Below are 17,924 nucleotides of genomic sequence, written 5' to 3'. Positions count from 1 at the left end.
AGGAACATGCCCGTGGCTTCCACCCTCTTCACCAATGCCCGCATCGTCGACGGCTCGGCGCCGGAAGCGGGCGCGCCCGTCAGCGTCCTCGTCGAGGGCGGCACCATCCGGGAGGTCGGCAAGTCCGTGACCTCGGCCAAGGCCAAGGTCGTCGACCTCAAGGGCAAGACCTTGATGCCCGGCCTGATCGACGCCCATGTCCATGTCGTCGCCGGCGTCGCCGATCTCGGTGCGAATGCCCGCCTGCCGGATTCGCTCGTCACCGCCCGCTCCTTCGGCATTATGCGGGCGATGCTGATGCGCGGCTTCACCACGGTGCGCGATGTCGGCGGCGCCGATTTCGGCCTGAAGCAGGCGACGGAGGAAGGCCATTTCCCGACGCCGCGCCTCGTCATCTCCGGCAAGGCGCTGAGCCAGACCGGCGGCCATGCCGATTTCCGCGGCCGCTACGACGACCGCCCGAGCGTGATCGAGCGCCATCGGCTGGGCGCGCTCGGCCGCATCTGCGACGGCGTCGACCAGGTCCGCCGCGCCGCGCGTGAGGAGCTGAAGGGCGGCGCCGACTTCATCAAGATCATGGCCAATGGCGGCTGCGCCTCCCCGACCGACCCGATCCACTTCCTCGGCTTCTCCGTCAGCGAGCTCGAGGCCGTGGTCGAGGAAGCGCGGATGGCCGGCACCTATGTCTCGGCGCATGTCTATACGGACGACGCGATCCGCCGCTGCGTCGAGGCCGGCGTGCATTCGCTCGAGCATTGCAACCTGATCCAGGCCGAGACGGCGAAGCTCGCCGCCAGCAAGGGGGCCGTCGCCGTGCCGACGCTGGTGACCTACGACAAGCTGGTCTCGGACGGGCCGAAGCTCGGCTTCCCGCCGGATTCGGTTGCCAAGGTGGATGTCGTCCGCTCGGCCGGGATGGAGTCGCTCGCGATCATGAAGAAGGCGGGCCTCGCCATGGCCTATGGCAGCGACCTGCTCGGCGAGATGCACAAGTACCAGTCGGAGGAGTTCGTGATCCGCGGCCGCGCCCTGCCGGCGCATGAGGTCATCGCCTCGGCGACCCATGTCGCGGCGAAGCTGCTGCGGCTCGAGGGGCAGATCGGCACGGTCGCGCCCGGCGCCCATGCCGACCTGATCGTCGTCGATGGCGACCCGCTGAAGGACCTCTCGCTGCTGACCCGCCAGGGCAAGCACATGCCGCTGATCATGAAGAGTGGCGTCTTCCTCAAGCGCACGAGCCTGAATTGAGCCTGTCGTTCCATTCCTCGACGAGGCTGCTCTCCATGTTCCCCGACTTGTCGGAGCTGAAATTGTCGCCGGCTGGCGGGTTCGGCATGGACAAGCGGAAACACTCTTCTCACGATGGCAGGAGGCGCGGAAGAATTGTTCCACGCCGAGCTGGGAGGCATTGCCGATGACCATGCTGCATCTCAGGAACTTCGTCCTTCTGGAGCCGGAATTCGGCGAGCTGCGCCGAGGCTATGAACTGCTGATCGAAGGGGAGACGATCCGGGAACTCTCCGACAAGCCGCTGAAGATCGAAAAGGCCGCGGTACTGGACTGCGGGGGTCGCACGCTGATGCCCGGCCTGATCGACTCCCACGTCCATGTCTTCCTGTCGGAGGTCTATATCCGCCTGCTGGAATCCGTTCCGCTGACGCTGATGACGGCCCGCGCGGTCAGGCTGATGAAGGGCATGCTCGATCGCGGCTTTACCAGCGTCCGCGATACGGGCGGGGCCGATTGGGGCATCAAGGAGGCTGTCGAGAAGGGCGATGTCGCCGGTCCCCGCCTGTTCATCGCCGGCCAGGCGATCGGGCCGACGGGCGGCCACAGCGATCCGCGCCGGCGTACCGATTTCGGCGCGCGCTGCCATTGCTGCAATGCGATGGGCTATACGATGAACGTCTCGGACGGAGTTTCCTCGGTCCGCAAATCGGTGCGCGAGCAGATGCGGCTCGGCGCCGACCACATCAAGATCATGATGTCCGGCGGGGTCGCCTCGCCTTACGACCCGCTCGACTCGATGCAGTTCAGCGAGGATGAAGTGCGCACCGCGGTGGAGGAGGCGAAGGCCTTCGGCCGCTATGTCTGTGCCCATGCCTATACGCCCGAAGCGATCACGCGCGCGGCCAATTGCGGCGTCAGGGCGATCGAGCACGGCAATCTGATCGACGAGGCCAGTGCTGCGCTGATGGCCGAGAAGGACATGTTCCTGACGGCCAATCTGGTGGCGTATTATGCGATGAAGGAGCGTGCCGCCGATTTCGGCATGACCGGCGAGATGCTGGCCAAGAACGACCTCGTCATCGATGGCGGCCTGCGCTCCCTGGAGATCTGCAAGCGCGCCGGCGTGCCGGTGGCGTTCGGCAGCGATCTGCTCGGGCAGCTCCAGGTCGAGCAATCGCGGGAGTTCCTGCTGCGCCGGGAGGTGCTGTCGCCGATCGAGATCATTCGCTCCGCCACGACGATCGGCGCACAGCTCCTGCGCATGGAAGGCAAGCTTGGCACGCTTCGTGCCGGGGCCCTCGCCGACCTGATCCTGATCGACGGGGATCCGCTCAAGGACCTCGGCCTGTTTCAGGATCAGGGCCGCCATCTGGCGGCGATCATGAAGGGCGGCGTTTTTCACAAGAACACGCTGCACTGATCCGGATGCCGGCATGGCCGCTGCGGGCTTGAGGCGCGCGCGCAAACAGCGAGTTGGGGACGAAGGCGAATGAGCGACTGGGGCAGGGAAAGACGACGCCGGGCCGGGATTGCGGCCGGCCGCCGCCGCGGGAGGCGAGCATGAGCGCGTCCGGATCCAGCCTCGGGCGCTACGCTCTGAACGGCGCCGCCACACTCACCCTCGGCTTCATCCTGATGCCGTTGTTCTTCGTGACCTGGCTCGCCTTCTTTCGCCAGGAGATTCCCTCCTTTCCTCCCGAAGGCTATTCGCTGCGCTGGTTCGATGCGGCGATCGCCAACAAGTCGTTCCGGGAAGGCTTCGTGCTGAGCACGCAGGTCGCGGTGCTCTCGACCCTGATCGGGCTCCTGTTCGGGGTTCCGGCGAGCCTTGTGCTCGTCCGTCACCGCATCCCGCTCGGCCCCGGCATCAACACGCTGCTGCTTCTGCCGCTGGTGATGCCCGGCATCGTGCTGGGCACCTCGATCTACGTCTTCCAGATCGAGACGGAGATCGCGACAGGGTGGCCACTCCTCGGCTCGCTCGCCGGGTTGGTTGCGGCGCATTCACTGGTGGTGCTGCCTTGGGTGGTGCGGCTCGTCACCGCGAGCCTCGCCGGTTTCGACCGCAGCATCGAGGAGGCCGCCCAGAACCTTGGCGCCGGCCCCTGGACCACCTTCCGCCGGGTGACCCTCCCTGGTATCCGCCCCGGTATCGTCGCGGCGGCGCTGTTCGGCTTCGTGACCTCCTTCGGCAATCTGGAGATGAGCCTGTTCCTCGTCGGGCCGGGCCGGATCACCCTGCCGATCGCGATTCTCCAATATCTGGAATGGAAGATCGATCCGGCCGTCGCTGCGGCGTCGCTGATGCAGATCGTCCTGATCGCCGTGGCGATGATCGTCACCGACCGCTACGTCAAACTGAGCCGGGTCGTCTGATGGCACGCCTTTCGATCGATCATCTCAACAAACGCTATGGCGACCTCACCGTGGTGGACGACGTCACCATCGACGTCGCCGATGGCGAGTTCCTGGTCCTGCTCGGCCCGTCCGGCTGCGGCAAGACCACGACCCTGCGCATGATCGCCGGGTTCATGCCGCCTTCGGCGGGCTCGATTACGATCGGTGAGCGCAACGTGACTGGCTTGCCGCCGTGGAAGCGCAATTGCGGGCTGGTCTTCCAGAGCTACGCGCTCTTCCCGCATATGACAGTCGCCGAGAACGTCGCCTTCGGGCTGGAAATGCACAAGGTCTCGGCCGCCGAACGCACCCCACGCGTCGCCGAGGCGCTGCGCCTGGTGCGCCTGACCGGTTTCGATTCCCGTTATCCTCGGCAGCTTTCCGGCGGGCAGCAGCAGCGTGTGGCGCTGGCACGCGCGCTCGCCATGGAGCCGGATGTGCTCCTGCTCGACGAGCCGCTCTCTAATCTCGACGCCAAGCTCCGACAGGAGGTCCGGGTCGAGATCAGCGATCTCACCCGCAAGCTCGGCCTGACGACGATCATGGTGACGCATGATCAGGAAGAGGCGTTGACCATGGCCGATCGCCTCGTGGTCATGGAGAAGGGGCAGGTGCGCCAGATCGGCACCCAGCGCGAGCTCTACGAGAAGCCGGCCGACCGTTTCGTCGCGGGCTTCATCGGGCGCAGCGCCTTCCTGGAAGGGTCTGTTGCGGAGGCCGGCCGATTCCGCAGCGCAGGCGGACTCGACATCGCCTGCATGGCCGCCGCCGTGCCGGGGCCGGCGACGCTTGCGCTCCGGCCCGAGCGGGTCGCGGTCGGCGCCGAGAGCGAAGCCCTGCCGAACGGCTTCCAGGCGCGCGTCGAGTACGTTTCCTATCTCGGCGCCTTGCTCGAGATCGATGTCGCGCTGTCGGAGCAGGACCGCATGCTTCTGCAGATCCCGAACCGCCGCGGCATGGTGGAGCCGAAGACGGGCGACACCCTCACCATAGGCTGGGCCGCTGATGTCGGGCTCGTCTATCCGCGCGCGGTATGAGCCGCGCGTTTCCAGACATCCAATCAGGGGAGTCACAGAGATGACATTCACAATCGATCGCCGCAGCCTTCTGGCGGGTATGAGCCTGGCGGGCGGCCTTGCCGTATCGGGCCTGCCAGCACGGGCGCAATCCGGCGGCAGGGTCGTCGTCGGCACCTGGGGCGGCGACTATGCCCGCCTGCTGACCAAGAACATCGAAGACCCGCTGCTGAAGCCGAAGGGCGTCGAGGTGGTGCAGGACCAGGCCAGCGACGCGCCGCGCCGCGCCAAGATGATCGCGGAGAGGCGCCTGCCGCGCGGCACCGTCGATATTCACGGCCTCTCGGCTGCGAACATGTTCGAAATGAACGAGGCCGGCGTCGTCGAGCAGATCGACTATTCCAAGCTTCCGAACGCCAAAAGCCTGCTGCCGACCATGAAGTATCCGTATGGCGTCGGGCACATCTATTCGGGCAACGTCGTCATCTACAATCCGAAGATCATCAGCCCCGCGCCGACCGGCTTCAAGGACTGGCTTGACCCGAAATGGGGGTCGAAGATCGGCTTCATCGACATCCAATACCAGTCGATCATGATCGCCGCCTCGATGGCCGCCACCAACGGCGCCAGCATGAACGATCTCGACAAGGCCAAGGAGGTGCTGCTTGCGGTGAAGAAGGCCGGCGGGCGCGTCTATCCGACCAATGAGGCCTTCGCCCAGGCGATGAAGAACGAGGAGGTCGGCATCAGCGCGATCTGGAAGGCGCGCGTGGTGCAGTGGCAGAATGCCGGCATCCCCTGCGAGGCGATCGCGCCCATCGAGGGCATTCCGATCTACGTTTCGGGCTTCGTCATTCCGAAGAACGCTCCGAACAAGGACAACGCCTACGCCTACATGAACGCGATGCTCGAGAAGGCGCCGCAGGAGGCCTTCGCCGCCGATATGGGCTACAACGGCACCGTATCGGGGCTCGCGGTCCCTGCGGACCTGCAGAAGCGCATCGGCTTCACCCCTGAGGAGGAGAAGCGCCTCAAGGATCTCGACTACGCCTTCCTCGCCAAGAACGACGCGGCCATGAAGGAATGGTGGGACAAGGTCTTCAAGGCGTGAGGATGCGCCGCCTCGCCATTCCGATGCGAGCCGCAGGCCCGCAGCCGCTGACCACGATCGCTTCGGCATCCTGGTCGGGCTCGAAACGTCGGTCCGGCTCGCGCCTCGGGGAGGCGGCGACATTGCCTGGTTCCGTGTCGTGTTCAAGGGTTGGGGGCGCTCCGCAGGAGCGCCCCCGGAAAGAACGGGGAGGCTGTCATGAGCACCGCCGCGCCTGAGCCGGTTGCCGGCTCCCGGACCCATCTTGCCGGGCTGCTCGTTATCCCGGCGACGATCCTCGTCATGGTCGGCCTGATCGGGCCGATCGCGATCCTGTTCCGCTATTCGCTCAACCAGTTCATCCCGGGCCAGTTCATGGTCGACGGGCTGACGATCGAAAACTACGTCAAGTTCTTCACCGACCCGTATTATCTCAACGTGTTGCTGCGCACGGTGCGCGTCGCGGTGATCTGCACGCTGGCGTGCCTGATCCTCGGCTTTCCGCTGGCCTATGTGCTGGCGCGCACGCAAAGCCGCTTCAAGAACCTGCTGATCATCGCCGTGGTGCTGCCGCTCTTCGTCGGCAACGCGGTGCGCGCGGCCGGCTGGATGACAGCCTTCGGCAACAAGGGCGCCTTCAACGTCTCGCTGATGGGGCTTGGCCTGATCGACCAGCCGATCGAGATCATGTTCACGGAGACCGCGGTGCTGATCGGCATCATTGCGGTCAACCTGCCCTTCATGGTGCTGACGTTGCAGAGCGTGATCGAAGGGATTCCGCGCAATGTCGAGGAGGCGGCGTTCAGCCTCGGTGCGGCGCCGGCCGCGATGGTGCGGCGCGTGCTCTGGCCGCTGGCCATGCCCGGCGTTCTCGCTGGCACGATCCTCACCTTCATCCTCGCCATGAATGCCTATGCGACGCCGGTCCTGCTCGGCGGGCCGAAATTCCAGATGATGGGGCCGCTGGTCTACGGGCAGTTCGCCCAGCAGAACAACTGGCCCTTCGGCGGGGCTATCTCCTTCATCCTGATGACGGCGACACTGCTGCTCACGGTCGTTGCCAATCTCGTCGTCCAGCGCCGCTATCGCTGAGGCCCGACGACGGCGAGTCACGCGTTTCACTGCCGCCGATCGCGAATTCCACGCAGGATCAAGCCGGCAGCGGACATGCGGGAATCCGCTCGATTGACGCGCTGTTCCGGTCCGAAGTGAGACTGCGAGACCGTGTGTACGGTAACGACTTTGGAGGACGGAAAACTCGTGCAGCGAAGACCCGAGCTTGCCAATCGGGACATGTGACGGCAGTCTCGGATCGGCAAAGACGTTCGACAGGTTTATGCCGGAGTGCTATCTCGTCGGGCAACAGAGCATCGGAAGCTTCAAAATCATGATCATGGACGGTGGTATGGACGAGATCGCTTTGCTCGGGCGTCGCTCGGAGCTCCTCAGCCGCCGGTCGTTTCTGGTCGGCTCAGCTGTTGGTATCGGCGCGCTGGGGCTGGGCGGCTGCGCGACCTCCGACGGGATGAGCTTCGCCGAGGCGCAGAGGGTCTACGGCCCGGTGCCCGAAGAGAAATTCCCGATCCCGGCGGTCGACGTCAGCAAGGTCGATCCGAAATATTTCCGCCGGACGGTCCGCTACGACTCCAAGGAAGCACCCGGCACGATCATCGTCGATCCCGGCAATTACTACGTATACCGCATCGAGGGCGACGGAAACGCCACCCGCTATGGCGCCAATGTCGGCCGCGACGGCTTCCGCTGGAACGGCGACGCCTATGTCGGCCGCAAGTCCGAATGGGCGACCTGGACACCGCCCAGGGAGATGATCAAGCGCCAGCCCGAGGCGGCGAAATGGGCGCGCGGCATGCCGGGCGGGCTCGACAATCCGCTCGGCGCACGCACGCTCCATCTTTACCAGAACGGCGCCTACACGCTCTACACGATCTACGCCAGCAGCGATCCGGACTCGATCGGCTCCGGCGTCACGAGCGGCTGTGTCGGCCTGCTCAGCCAGGATATGATCGACCTGTATTCAAAGACGCCGGTCAAGACGAAGGTTGTCGTCCTGCCAGCCTAGGGCACCGGTGTCGCCCGGCCCGGGCGTGTCGATGCGGGCAGTGAAAAAGAGAACGGGCCCGTTCATGAGGGTCATTGCGGCTGTCGGCGGCAGGGGCCGGAGACAGCCGCTCCGGCCCTCTGCGTCGGCCAATCTGCTCTTGGTGTTGGCAAAGCGGCGTTTCAGCTCGTCGATTCCGTTCAGGCGCTCGTGGATCGATGTACGGTATGGGCTCTGAAAACAGCGTCGGCGCGTATCAGGGACGCGCCTGACTTCGCCTCTCGCCTGAATTGCGCGGGAGCTACCCGGAGGTTGATGTCGCGGCGAATGCCGTTGCTCCGGCTTTATCGTTCGCGGTGCCATGCCCCGCTGCCCAGAGCCCCGACAGCCCCCCACTCAAAGTAACTGTTTTACGGGATTCCGTTGGCCGGAATCGAACCGCTAATCGGCCAGCCAGAGGAGGGAGTCCTGCGGCAAACTCAGCACGACCTTCGCATCGGTTTCGAAAAGCTCGCGCCCTGATCTGAAGGGCATGTCGACGGCTACTTCCGTTTCGTTGACGCACACGAAATAGCGAACCGTCGAGCCGAGGAATTCGCGGGCGTTGACCACGGACGGCAGCGATACTCCGCTGTCCTGAAGGCCGTGAAGCGACAGTCTTGCGTGCTGCGGACGAAAGACCAGTTTCGCTCCGATGGGAACATGCGCATCGCCGATCGGAATTCCAATCCCGCCATCGAGCACGAATTGCCGCCCTGCGCCGGCCTCGACAACGCGGCCATCTAAAATGTTCGCCGTGCCCAGAAAGTTCGCAACGAAGAGATTCGCCGGCCGCTCGTAGAGCTCCATCGGGGTTCCGACCTGCTGGACGATGCCGTCGTTCATCACCGCGATCCGGTCGCAGATCGTGTTCGCTTCCTCCTGGTCGTGGGTGACGAAGATCGTGGTCAGCCCGAGGCGCTGCTGCATATCGCGCAGTTCGCGCCGAACCTGGACGCGCATCTTGGCGTCGAGGTTGGAGAGAGGCTCGTCGAGCAGCAGGACCTTCGGCTCGACGGCGACCGTACGGGCTACCGCGACGCGCTGCTGCTGGCCGCCGGAAAGCTGCGAAGGGCGCCTCTCGGCAAGGTGGGCCAGGCCGACGAGGCCAAGCGCCGCCTCTACGCGCCGGTCGATCTCGGTGCGCTTGATGCCGCGCTCCTCCAGCCCGAAGGCGACGTTGCGGCGCACCGTCATGTGGGGCCAGAGCGCGTAGGACTGAAAGACCATGCCGACATCGCGCTTCCAGGGCGGCAACCCGGTGATCGCCTTGCCGCCGATCCGGACCTGCCCGGTATCGGCCTGGTTGAAACCCGCTATCAGCCGCAGCAGCGTGGTCTTGCCGCAGCCGGAGGGGCCAAGGAAGGCGAAGAACTCGCCCGGTTCGATGGCGAGATTGATGCCCTTGAGGACGTGATTGGCGCCGTAGGAGAGGTTGACGTCTTCGATGTCGACGGCGACGGCGGGCGTGGTCAGGGGGGCGGTCGCGTTCATGGTCAATGGCCCATTCCCTTGGCCTTCTGGCTGCGTTCGATAATGAAATGGGAGAGAAAGGTGCAGGCGGCGACGAGAATGACGGCGATGACGCCGAGCGCCGCGCCGGGACCGCGCCCTGCGGCCGACTGCATGAAGACGTAGAGCCCGTAGGCGAGGGGCGCATCGGAGTTCGACTGCACCAGCATCAGCGTCGCCGAAAGCTCGACCGCGGCCGTCGAGAACGAGGTGACGAAGCCTGCAAGGATGCCGCCGGCCATCAGCGGCACGACGATGCGGCGCACCGTCCGGGCCTTGGTGGCGCCGAGGTTCTCCGCCGCCTCCTCGAGCGAGACCGAGATCTGCTGGAGCGCCGCATAGCAGGCCCGCAGCGCATAGGGCAGGCGCCGGATCGCCAGCGCCAGCACGATCGTGATCCAGAGCGAGGCCAATGGCGTCCCGTCCGGCAAGCTCACCCCGTAGAAGGTCCTGAGATAGCCGATGCCCAGCACGACTCCGGGAATGGCGAGCGCGGCCGTCGCCATCCAGTCGAGCCATTCACGGCCGATCAGCCTGGTGCGCAGGACGAGATAGGCGATGGCGACGCCGAGCACGATGTCGATGGCGCCGGCGAGACTGGCGTAGATCAGCGTGTTCTTGATGTAGATCGAGCTTTCACCGAAGACGCGGGCGTAATGCGCCAGCGTGAAGGCGTCGGGCAGCGGCGAGAACGACCAGATCGTCGCAAAGGAAAGCAGCAACAGGGCGAGATGCGGCGCCAGCACCAGCGCCAGGATCAGAATGACAACGCCATAGCCGAAGAACGCCTCCCAGGGCGTCATGACCCGCTTGGCGAGGCCGCCGCCGCCGCGTTGCGTGGTGGCATAGTCGCGTCCCTTGAGCGCCGCGGCCGAGAGCCACATCGCCATCACCGAGGCGATGATCAGCACGACCGATATGACGTAACCCATTGGGTCGGCAATGCCGATCGAGGTGACGCGCAGATAGGCCTGCGGCGCCAGCATGTCCTTGACGTTGAGCAGGAGCGGCGTGGCGAGGTCGTCGAAAACCTTGACGAAGACGAGCGAGGCGCCGGCGAGATAGCCCGGCATGGCAAGCGGGAAGACGATGCGGCGGAACAGGCGGAAGCCCGAGGAGCCGAGGTTCTGCGCAGCTTCCTCCATGGCGCGGTCGATGTTGCGCAGCGCGGCCGAGAGATTGATCAGGATGAACGGGAAATAATGGACCGACTGGACGAAGATGACGCCGTTCAGCCCCTCCATGAAGTCGATCTTGAAGCCGAACCAGTCGTCGAGCAGCAGGTTGATCGAGCCGTTGCGACCAAAGAAGAGCTGCATGGCGACCGCGCCGACGAAGGGCGGCATGATCAGTGGCAGGAAGCCGAGCGTCTGGACGACGGCCGCACCGCGAAAGACAAAGCGCGTGGTCAGATAGGCCAACGGCAGGGCGAAGACCGAGGCCCAGACCACCGACATCGCCGAAACATAGAAGGAGTTCCACAGCGAGCGCATGAAGAGCTCGGTGCGGACAAAGTCGTAGAAATTGACCAGCGTGAAGGTCGAGGTACCCTTCTCGGTGAAGGCGACATAGATCACCGTCGCCACCGGCAGCGCCAGGAACGCCAGGAGGAAGGCGGCGATCGCCAGCGCCAGCGCGATCTGGCCGGGCGTGCCGGCGATGCGACGGGGGCGGTGAGCCGAGGTCGGGATGGCGGTCATGGGTGTGTGGCCGGGTGTCATCCCGCACGCGCTGCGGCACTCAGGTGCCGCTGCGCAGATGCGGGATCGTCTTCAGGAAAAGGCGCCTGCTCGTCGCGCGGTCCCATGTCTGCGCCGCAGCGTCTCAGGCTGCAGCGCAGACACGGGATGACACGCGCGAGCTTACTTCGCCGCCTTGAGGGCCTCTTCCGCCTTGGCCTTCGCCTTGGCGTAATTGTCCCGGGCGAAGCTCGCCCACTGGCTCTCCACCTCGGCCTGGCGGGCGCCTTTTTCCTTGCCGCCGGTGAAGGCGCCGCGCAGCTCCGCGCTCGCGGCCTGCGCTTCCATCACCGGCATGGCGGCGAGCAGCACGCGTGCCTCCTCGGCGAGCGCCTTGGCCTTGTCGTTGGGCTTCTTGGCCAGCGCCGCGTCGACCTCGTGCAGCACCTTGTTGACGCCTTTCAGCGCATCGAGCTGGAAGGAGATCAGCTGGTCGAACAGCGTGTCGACCACCGCCGTGCGGGCTTCCGACTTGTCGACATCGAAGCCGATCATCTTCTGGAAGCGCGGATCGGTGAAGGGGTTGGGATAGTCCGCGCCGGCCCTGGCATAGACCGCCGGGTTCACCGGCAGGCGGCGGATGCCGGGCTCGAGCAGCACCTCCTGTCCGGCCGGCGAGAGCAGGAATTCGACGAAGGCCTCGGCTGCTGCCTTGTTCGGCGGATTGGCGACGATGCCGACATTGGCGGGAACCACGGTCGTCACGGTCGGATAGACGAACTTGACCGGGAAGCCTGAAGCCTGCGCGGAGAAGGCGAAGAAATCGATCACGATGCCGACGCCGACCTGGCCCGAATTCACCTGCTCGGGCACGCCGAAGGAGCGTTCGTTGATCGCGCGGAAATTGCCCGCCATCTCCTTGATGGTGCGCCAGCCCTTGTCCCAGCCCTCACCCTGCAGAATGGTCTCGATCGTCAGATGCGTCGTTCCCGAGCGGGAGGGCGCCGCGATCGCGACATGGTCGTAGAAGACGGGCTTGGCGAGATCCTGCCAGTCCTTGGGGTCGGGCAGCTTGTTGGCCTTGGCGTAGCGTTCGTTCCACATGATGCCATAGCCGGACGCCGCGAAACCGAAATAGAAGCCTGCCGGATCGTTGATCGGATAGGAGCCGATCTTGTCGGGAATGCCGGTCGCCTTGGGTTTGTAGGCGGAGAGCAGGTTCTTGCCCTTCAGCACCTCGAAGGCATCGGGCGCCGAGGCCCAGAACAGGTCGACCTGGTTGTTGGCCTTGGTCTCCTCGAGATATTTGACGCCCGCATTGGTGTTGCGATTCTGGACTTCGAGCGAAACGCCCGGAACGGCCTTTTCGAACGCCTTCTTGATCGGATCGGTGACGTCCTTGGAGAAGGAGGTGACGACCGTGACCTTTCCGGACGGCGATTGTGCCGCCGCGCCCGAGGCGGCAACGGCTAGGCCAACTGCGGTCGCAAGCGCGACCCTGCGGGTAAACATCCTGGTCCTCTCCCTGTGATTGAGCTCGGCGCGCACAAGGCGCGCCGACGAGCTGCTGTTTCGCAGCCTTCTGTCATGAAGCTGTCATAGAACCTCGCCGGCTGTCACCCTCGCAATTGGAAGAAATCGTCCAAGCCGGAACCAGGGGCACGATCCGACGATCGGCAGGCATGCCAGCAGCCGATCGGACTCAGCTTCCGGGCGCTGAAGGAGGTCAGTCTGACCGTCGCCAAGGCGAGAAGTTCGTCGTCTGCGGGCCTTCGGGCTCAGGCAAGTCGACGATGATCCGCTGCATCAACGGGCTGGAGGGCCATGACAGCGGCCACATCACCGTCAACGGCACTTTGCTCGCGGATGAGCGCAGCGCCATCGCCGTGCGCCGTGAGGTCGGCATGGTGTTCGAGAGCTTGAACCTCTTTCCACATCTGACGGTGGTGAAGAATTCGCCGCCGCCGGCGACCGCCAACTGCATGAACGGGCGCTGGAAAAGCTTGCATAGGTGAGCGGCGTTCGCCGCTGCCCACCCGCTTCGTTTCGACAGCTCACCGCGGCTATCGGAGGCCCCGAGCGTTAACTCGCGCGGCGCGCCGCTTCGTCGAGCGTCGCCTCGATGCCGTCGCGATAAAGACTGGCGAGCCAATATCCCACCGCATCGACGAGACGTGGATCATTCCGCAGTTCGCCGAAGAGCGAGTTTATCGACAGCAGCGGTCTCGGATCGGCATCACCCTCCAAGGCCTTCTCGCGCAAAAGCACGGCGAGAGGATGCGTCACCACAAGCGGGGCGCCTCTCTCGTCCACGCCGCGCACGCGCCGCAGCCAGGCTGCCAGCGCGAGCGCGAGAAAAGTGACGTCGCCGCCAGTCTTCAGCCGATCCCGGATAGGGTCGACGAGCACGTTGATGGGCGCGTCGGAGTTGACGCGCTGCACCGTGTCCCGGATCGCCGAATTGGCAAAGCGCTCGATCAGCCGGGCCTTGTATGCGGCGATGTCGACGCCGGGAATCGCAGGGAGCGTCGGCCCGGTCTCCCGGTCCATCAGCGCCCTCATCACCGCCTGAATCCGCGCGTCGGCCATGGATTCGTCGATCGTGACATAGCCCGCGAGCTGGCCGAGGCCGGAAACCGCGAGATGGCTGCCGTTGAGCAGCCGCAGCTTCATGAATTCGTAGGGCGCGACGTCCTCGACGAACTGCGCTCCGACATCCTCCCAGCTTGGCCGGCCCTGCGGGAAGCGGTCCTCGATGACCCATTGGCTGAAGGTTTCGGAAACGACGGGCCAGCGGTCGATGAGCCCATGGCGCGAGGCCAGCCCATCGATATCGGCTTGCGCCGTCACCGGAGTGATGCGGTCCACCATGGTCGACGGAAAGCTCACGGCGCTTTCGATCCAGGAAGAAAGCGCATCGTTCCTGAGGCTCGCCAAGTCGAGAACGGCCTGGCGCAGCACCTCGCCATTGTGCTGGATGTTGTCGCAGGACAGAACGGTTGGAGGCGGCAGGGCGCGCTCCCGTCGCCGGCGCAGCATCTCGACGATGACGCCGATCGCGCTTCGCGGGCGTTCCGGTGCGGCAAGATCCGCGCGGATCAGGCGATGCTCGGGATCGAGGCGCTTGGTTGCCGCATTGAGGCAGTAGCCGTTCTCCGTGACGGTCAGGCTGACGATCCGGATTGCAGGGTCGTCGAGCGCCGCCAGGAGTGGTTCGCTGGACTCGGTCGCATCCGCCACGCCTGCGAGCGAGCCGATGATCCGGGCGCGCTCCTGTGTGCCCTCGCGCTCGATCAGCGTGTAGAGCCCATCCTGGGGCACGAGGCTTTCGACCATACGCCGGTCGTTGGGCATGAGCACCGCGCCGAGAATGCCCCAGCCTAGCGCCTGGTCATCACGCTCCATCAGTTCATGGCTGTAGCGCGCCATGTGGGCGCGATGAAAGCCGCCGAGGCCTATATGCACGATGCCGGGCCGAACCCGGGACGGATCGAAACCCGGCGCTTCGACCGATGACGGTAGATCCGCAAGGGAGCGGCGATTCAAAACTGTCGGTGCCATCGTGAGCCTGTCAGCCGATCGGTAGGGTGAGGTTTGGGCCGGAATCCGGCGATGAAGAACGACGGGGTCAGGATTGCGCCGTAGCACCCGCGCTGGTTTCCCGGAACGATGAGATCGTTCCCGACGTCATTTCTTCGAGTCTCGGCGGAGCGGAACCTCGCCGTGAGCAGGTGATCGCAGAGGCCGCGACGGCAAATGCGACCACGTCTGCTAGCGTCGCATCGCTCATGCCTGAAACCGCATGCGGGGATAAATGGCCGAGCTGGTCAAGGCGGGCCAGAAGTGCGGCATGAAAGCTGTCGCCGGCTCCGACGGTATCGACGGCATCGATCGTCACACCAGCTACTGCGAGCGGTGACCGGCCGGGGCGTAGCGCCATGGCTCCATTCGCCCCGCGCGTCACCACGCACAGCTTCACGCCCTGCCGGAACCACGCTTCCGCCAGCTCTTGATGAGCTATCCCCGGAAACGCAGCGGCGAGATCCTCCTCGCTCGCCTTGATGATCGTCGCGAAAGGCAGGAACTTCGCAAACTGCTCGCGCCAGAGCGCAAGATCGGGCGTCACGGTGGGTCGCAGATTCGGATCGATCGAGATGAGGCGCTTGCCGGCTTCCCGGCGCGCCAAAGCAAGATGCGAGGACGCGACCGGTTCGACCGCGAGCGTATAGGAGCCGAAGACGATCGCGGCCACGTCCGGGCCGAGCGCTCCCGGCAGGTCCTCGACGCGGATCTGCCGATCGGCCTTGTTCTCACCGTGGAATGCATAGGCCGGATGACCCGCCGCATCGAGCGCGACCACGCTTATGGTGGTCAGCTGATCGGAGCTGACGACATGGTCGAGATCGACATGCTCGGCCGAGAGGCGGGCTCGGATCGCATCGCCAAAGGCATCGGAGGATATCCCGCCGAGGAACGACGCGCGCGCACCCAGCCGCGCCAGACCGATCGCGACATTGAAGGGCGAGCCGCCGAGAACGGCTTCGGTTGCAAGTCCCTCCGGGCCAGTTTGGACGAACAGATCGACGAGGGCCTCGCCGCATACCAAAATCGTCATGTCTCGAGCCTCGTGGGAAATCTGCCGGCAGCGCCACCGATCACGGCGCGGGGTGGCATGGCGCACCCAACCATGCAGGGCGATGCGAGTACAGGTGCTGTGTCGAGGGGCAAAGCGTCACCCCAGCTCCGACAGGACGAATTCCGCCGTCCTGGAATCGGTGACGAGCGTCGTCGCGGCCTTGGCCTTGACGCAGGCGAGGACGGCCTGGGCGCGCGCGCTGCCGCCGACCGCGACCCGGTCCGCGACGGCGCTGAAATCGTCGAAGGGGATCGTGAGGCATCTGTCGGACAGTGATTGGCAAATGCGTCGTCCGCGGGCATCGAAAAGATGCCCCAGGATTTCCGCGATAGCGCCGGCATCCGCCGCCTTGTCGCGGCTCTTCTGATCCAGGCTTTCGAACAGGCCCGAACCGCCTTCCTTCCAGGCGCCGACCGAGAAGAGCACGCGCGTCAGCTTGGGAAACTGGGCGACGCTATCGGCGATGCCGATCTGCTCGCGCAGGGAAGCGACGAGCGCCGCGTCTGTCTACAAGACGGCCTTCACGCTGGGCTCGATCGGTCTTTCCGCAGCTGCGGCCGTCATACTGGTGCTCATCATCACCGCTCTCTCGGCCCTTATGGTGACGACCGGTCGCAGGGGCCAACCGACATGATGCCGGCTCGCTTGCGAGACTATGTTTGGCTGGCGCTGGCCTGCGTCTTCGCGGCTTTCCCCGTCCTCTACATGCTGGTGACGTCGTTCAAGACGCGGGCGATGCTGTATGAGCCGGCGCGCTTCATCTTCAGCCCGACGCTCGAGAACTACCGGGCCGCGATCATCAATCATGGCCTGTATGGCTACATCGTCGACAGCCTGATCGTGTCGCTCTGCAATGTCGCGGTGTGCCTGACGCTGGGCACGGCGGCAGCCTACGCGATTCACAAGTTCAGCTTCCCGCGCAAGGAAGCCGTCGTTTTCGCCATCCTCTCGTCGCGGATATTCCCTTCGATCGCATTGGTTCTGCCGTTCTACGTCATCGGCCTGACCTTCGAGATGCTCGACACCTACGCGATCCTCATCGTCACCTTCATGGTCTTCAACCTGCCCTTCGTCGTGCTGATGATGCGCAGTTACCTGGCCGCGCTGGCGCCGGAGGTCGAGGAGGCGGCGATGCTCGATGGATGCAGCCGTCTCGGGGTGCTCGTCAGGATCGTGCTGCCACAGGTGCGCATGGGATTGTTCGCCACGGCGATCATGTGTTTCCTCGCCGCCTGGAACGAGTTCACCTACGCCCTGTTCCTGAGCTCCTCCAAGGTCAACATGGTCTCGACCGCGGTCGTCTTCTTCAAGACCGAGCGGGGAATCCTGTGGGGCGAGGTCTCCGCTCTCGGCGTCGTCGCCGTGCTCCCCGTCATCGTCCTCTGTTTCGTCGCCCAGAAATATCTCGTCAAAGGCATGTCGTGACCATCCATCATTCGAGCCGCGCCACCAGTCATCTCGACTTCGTCGAGCGCCTATTCCGCGAATACGACGACATCACCCTGCCGCTCCATGGCAGGTTGAGTGCGCAGGACAAGAGCGACGGCTCGGCTGTGACCGAAGCGGACCAGGCTGCGTCCACGCATGTTCTCAAGCGTCTGGTGGCCCACACCCCCGACATCGGAGTGATATCGGAAGAGGAGGCGGAGTCGTATCTGCCCGGCGCCAGCCGCCAATGGGCGATCGACCCTCTCGACGGCACGGCGTCGTTCGCTCGGGGCTTGCCGGTCTGGGGGCTCGGCATGGGCTTGATCGACGGCACGGAACCCGTCAGCGGGTATCTGCATTTTCCCATCCCGCGCCAGAGCTTCGTCTTCGAGGGCGGCAAGGCTCTCCTCAACGGCGAGCCGATGCCGGTCCGCCCGGCATCGGTCGCGGCCGATACCCGCAACATCATGATCACCTCGATCCACGACGCGATCGATGTCCGCCGGGTTGAAGGCTACCGCCTGCATAACCTCGGTTCCAATCTCTACCACCTGATGATGCTGGCGGCGGGTCGCTGCGATGCCATCATCACCGGCCCATGCTATCTGTGGGATCTCGCTCCTGCCCTTCCGTTCACCAGGGCGCTCGGCCATGTGGAACGCTATCTCGATGGTTCCGCCCTGGAGCTCTCCGATCTTCTCAAGCCGGATTACGGCTTTCCGACGCGCCAGCCCATGCTGGTGGGCCCAGCCTCAGTCGTTGACGAACTGATATCCCGATTGAGTTGAGGCTGCCCGGTCAACACCTGATCGGAGAGCGAACTGACCTGGCGAGGCTG

14 protein-coding genes and 2 pseudogenes are annotated in these 17,924 nt (G+C 65.0%); 10 read left to right on the top strand and 6 right to left on the bottom strand.

The annotated features are described in order from the left end of the window. Positions 1–12 precede the first annotated feature (12 nt). The 7 genes from NWE53_RS18495 (at position 13) to NWE53_RS18465 (ending at position 7,813) form a co-directional block, all read left to right on the top strand. Positions 13–1,248: a metal-dependent hydrolase family protein gene (locus tag NWE53_RS18495; RefSeq protein ID WP_265050840.1), complete on the top strand. Its 1,236-nt coding sequence runs from the start codon at positions 13–15 to the stop codon at positions 1,246–1,248. A gap of 166 nt (positions 1,249–1,414) precedes the next feature. After that, positions 1,415–2,650 (top strand): metal-dependent hydrolase family protein, encoded by a 1,236-nt coding sequence (locus NWE53_RS18490; protein WP_265050839.1) that lies wholly within the window; start codon positions 1,415–1,417, stop codon positions 2,648–2,650. A 140-nt stretch (positions 2,651–2,790) separates the two neighbouring features. Continuing rightward, positions 2,791–3,606: an ABC transporter permease gene (locus tag NWE53_RS18485; RefSeq protein ID WP_265050838.1), complete on the top strand. Its 816-nt coding sequence runs from the start codon at positions 2,791–2,793 to the stop codon at positions 3,604–3,606. After that, entirely contained in the window at positions 3,606–4,664 is a 1,059-nt protein-coding gene (locus tag NWE53_RS18480) for an ABC transporter ATP-binding protein (RefSeq protein WP_265050837.1), read from the top strand. The genes NWE53_RS18485 and NWE53_RS18480 overlap by 1 nt, the downstream gene beginning before the upstream one ends. Before the next feature lie 40 nt (positions 4,665–4,704). Further along, positions 4,705–5,754: an ABC transporter substrate-binding protein gene (locus NWE53_RS18475; protein ID WP_265050836.1), complete on the top strand. Its 1,050-nt coding sequence runs from the start codon at positions 4,705–4,707 to the stop codon at positions 5,752–5,754. Between the two features lie 198 nt (positions 5,755–5,952). Beyond that, complete coding sequence (locus NWE53_RS18470) at positions 5,953–6,825, top strand: ABC transporter permease (RefSeq protein ID WP_265050835.1); 873 nt, start codon at positions 5,953–5,955, stop codon at positions 6,823–6,825. 295 nt (positions 6,826–7,120) lie between these two features. Then, positions 7,121–7,813 (top strand): L,D-transpeptidase family protein, encoded by a 693-nt coding sequence (locus NWE53_RS18465; RefSeq protein WP_265050834.1) that lies wholly within the window; start codon positions 7,121–7,123, stop codon positions 7,811–7,813. Positions 7,814–8,233: 420 nt separating this feature from the next. Here NWE53_RS18465 and NWE53_RS18460 read toward each other — a convergent pair whose 3' ends face one another. The 3 genes from NWE53_RS18460 to NWE53_RS18450 all read right to left on the bottom strand — a co-directional run bounded on the left by NWE53_RS18460 (position 8,234) and on the right by NWE53_RS18450 (position 12,534). Continuing rightward, entirely contained in the window at positions 8,234–9,325 is a 1,092-nt protein-coding gene (locus NWE53_RS18460; protein WP_265050833.1) for an ABC transporter ATP-binding protein, read from the bottom strand. A gap of 2 nt (positions 9,326–9,327) precedes the next feature. After that, on the bottom strand, positions 9,328–11,043 hold the full coding sequence (locus NWE53_RS18455; protein ID WP_265050832.1) for an ABC transporter permease: 1,716 nt from the start codon (positions 11,041–11,043) through the stop codon (positions 9,328–9,330). Between the two features lie 162 nt (positions 11,044–11,205). Further along, complete coding sequence (locus NWE53_RS18450) at positions 11,206–12,534, bottom strand: ABC transporter substrate-binding protein (RefSeq protein WP_265050831.1); 1,329 nt, start codon at positions 12,532–12,534, stop codon at positions 11,206–11,208. A 183-nt stretch (positions 12,535–12,717) separates the two neighbouring features. Between NWE53_RS18450 and NWE53_RS18445 the strand changes: the two are divergent. Further along, positions 12,718–12,977 (top strand): annotated as a pseudogene (locus NWE53_RS18445) (ATP-binding cassette domain-containing protein); the annotation flags it as partial. A 127-nt stretch (positions 12,978–13,104) separates the two neighbouring features. Here the strand turns inward: NWE53_RS18445 and NWE53_RS18440 are convergent. The 3 genes and pseudogenes from NWE53_RS18440 to NWE53_RS18430 form a co-directional block, all read right to left on the bottom strand. Next, complete coding sequence (locus NWE53_RS18440; protein WP_265050830.1) at positions 13,105–14,487, bottom strand: mannitol dehydrogenase family protein; 1,383 nt, start codon at positions 14,485–14,487, stop codon at positions 13,105–13,107. A gap of 163 nt (positions 14,488–14,650) precedes the next feature. Next, positions 14,651–15,637 (bottom strand): carbohydrate kinase family protein, encoded by a 987-nt coding sequence (locus tag NWE53_RS18435; protein WP_265050829.1) that lies wholly within the window; start codon positions 15,635–15,637, stop codon positions 14,651–14,653. Positions 15,638–15,754: 117 nt separating this feature from the next. After that, positions 15,755–16,147, bottom strand: a pseudogene (locus NWE53_RS18430) (sugar-binding domain-containing protein); the annotation flags it as partial. 141 nt (positions 16,148–16,288) lie between these two features. Here NWE53_RS18430 and NWE53_RS18425 point away from each other — a divergent pair. Together NWE53_RS18425 and NWE53_RS18420 are read left to right on the top strand one after the other, a co-directional pair. Next, positions 16,289–17,083 (top strand): carbohydrate ABC transporter permease, encoded by a 795-nt coding sequence (locus tag NWE53_RS18425; RefSeq protein WP_265050828.1) that lies wholly within the window; start codon positions 16,289–16,291, stop codon positions 17,081–17,083. Continuing rightward, the gene (locus tag NWE53_RS18420; protein ID WP_265050827.1) at positions 17,080–17,874 is read left to right on the top strand and encodes an inositol monophosphatase family protein; all 795 of its coding nucleotides are present in this window, start codon (positions 17,080–17,082) and stop codon (positions 17,872–17,874) included. The genes NWE53_RS18425 and NWE53_RS18420 overlap by 4 nt, the downstream gene beginning before the upstream one ends. The last annotated feature ends 50 nt before the right edge of the window (positions 17,875–17,924 follow it).

Source organism: Bosea sp. NBC_00550, from assembly GCF_026020075.1.
Lineage (GTDB): Bacteria > Pseudomonadota > Alphaproteobacteria > Rhizobiales > Beijerinckiaceae > Allobosea.
This window is presented reverse-complemented; position numbering and strand designations above follow the sequence as displayed.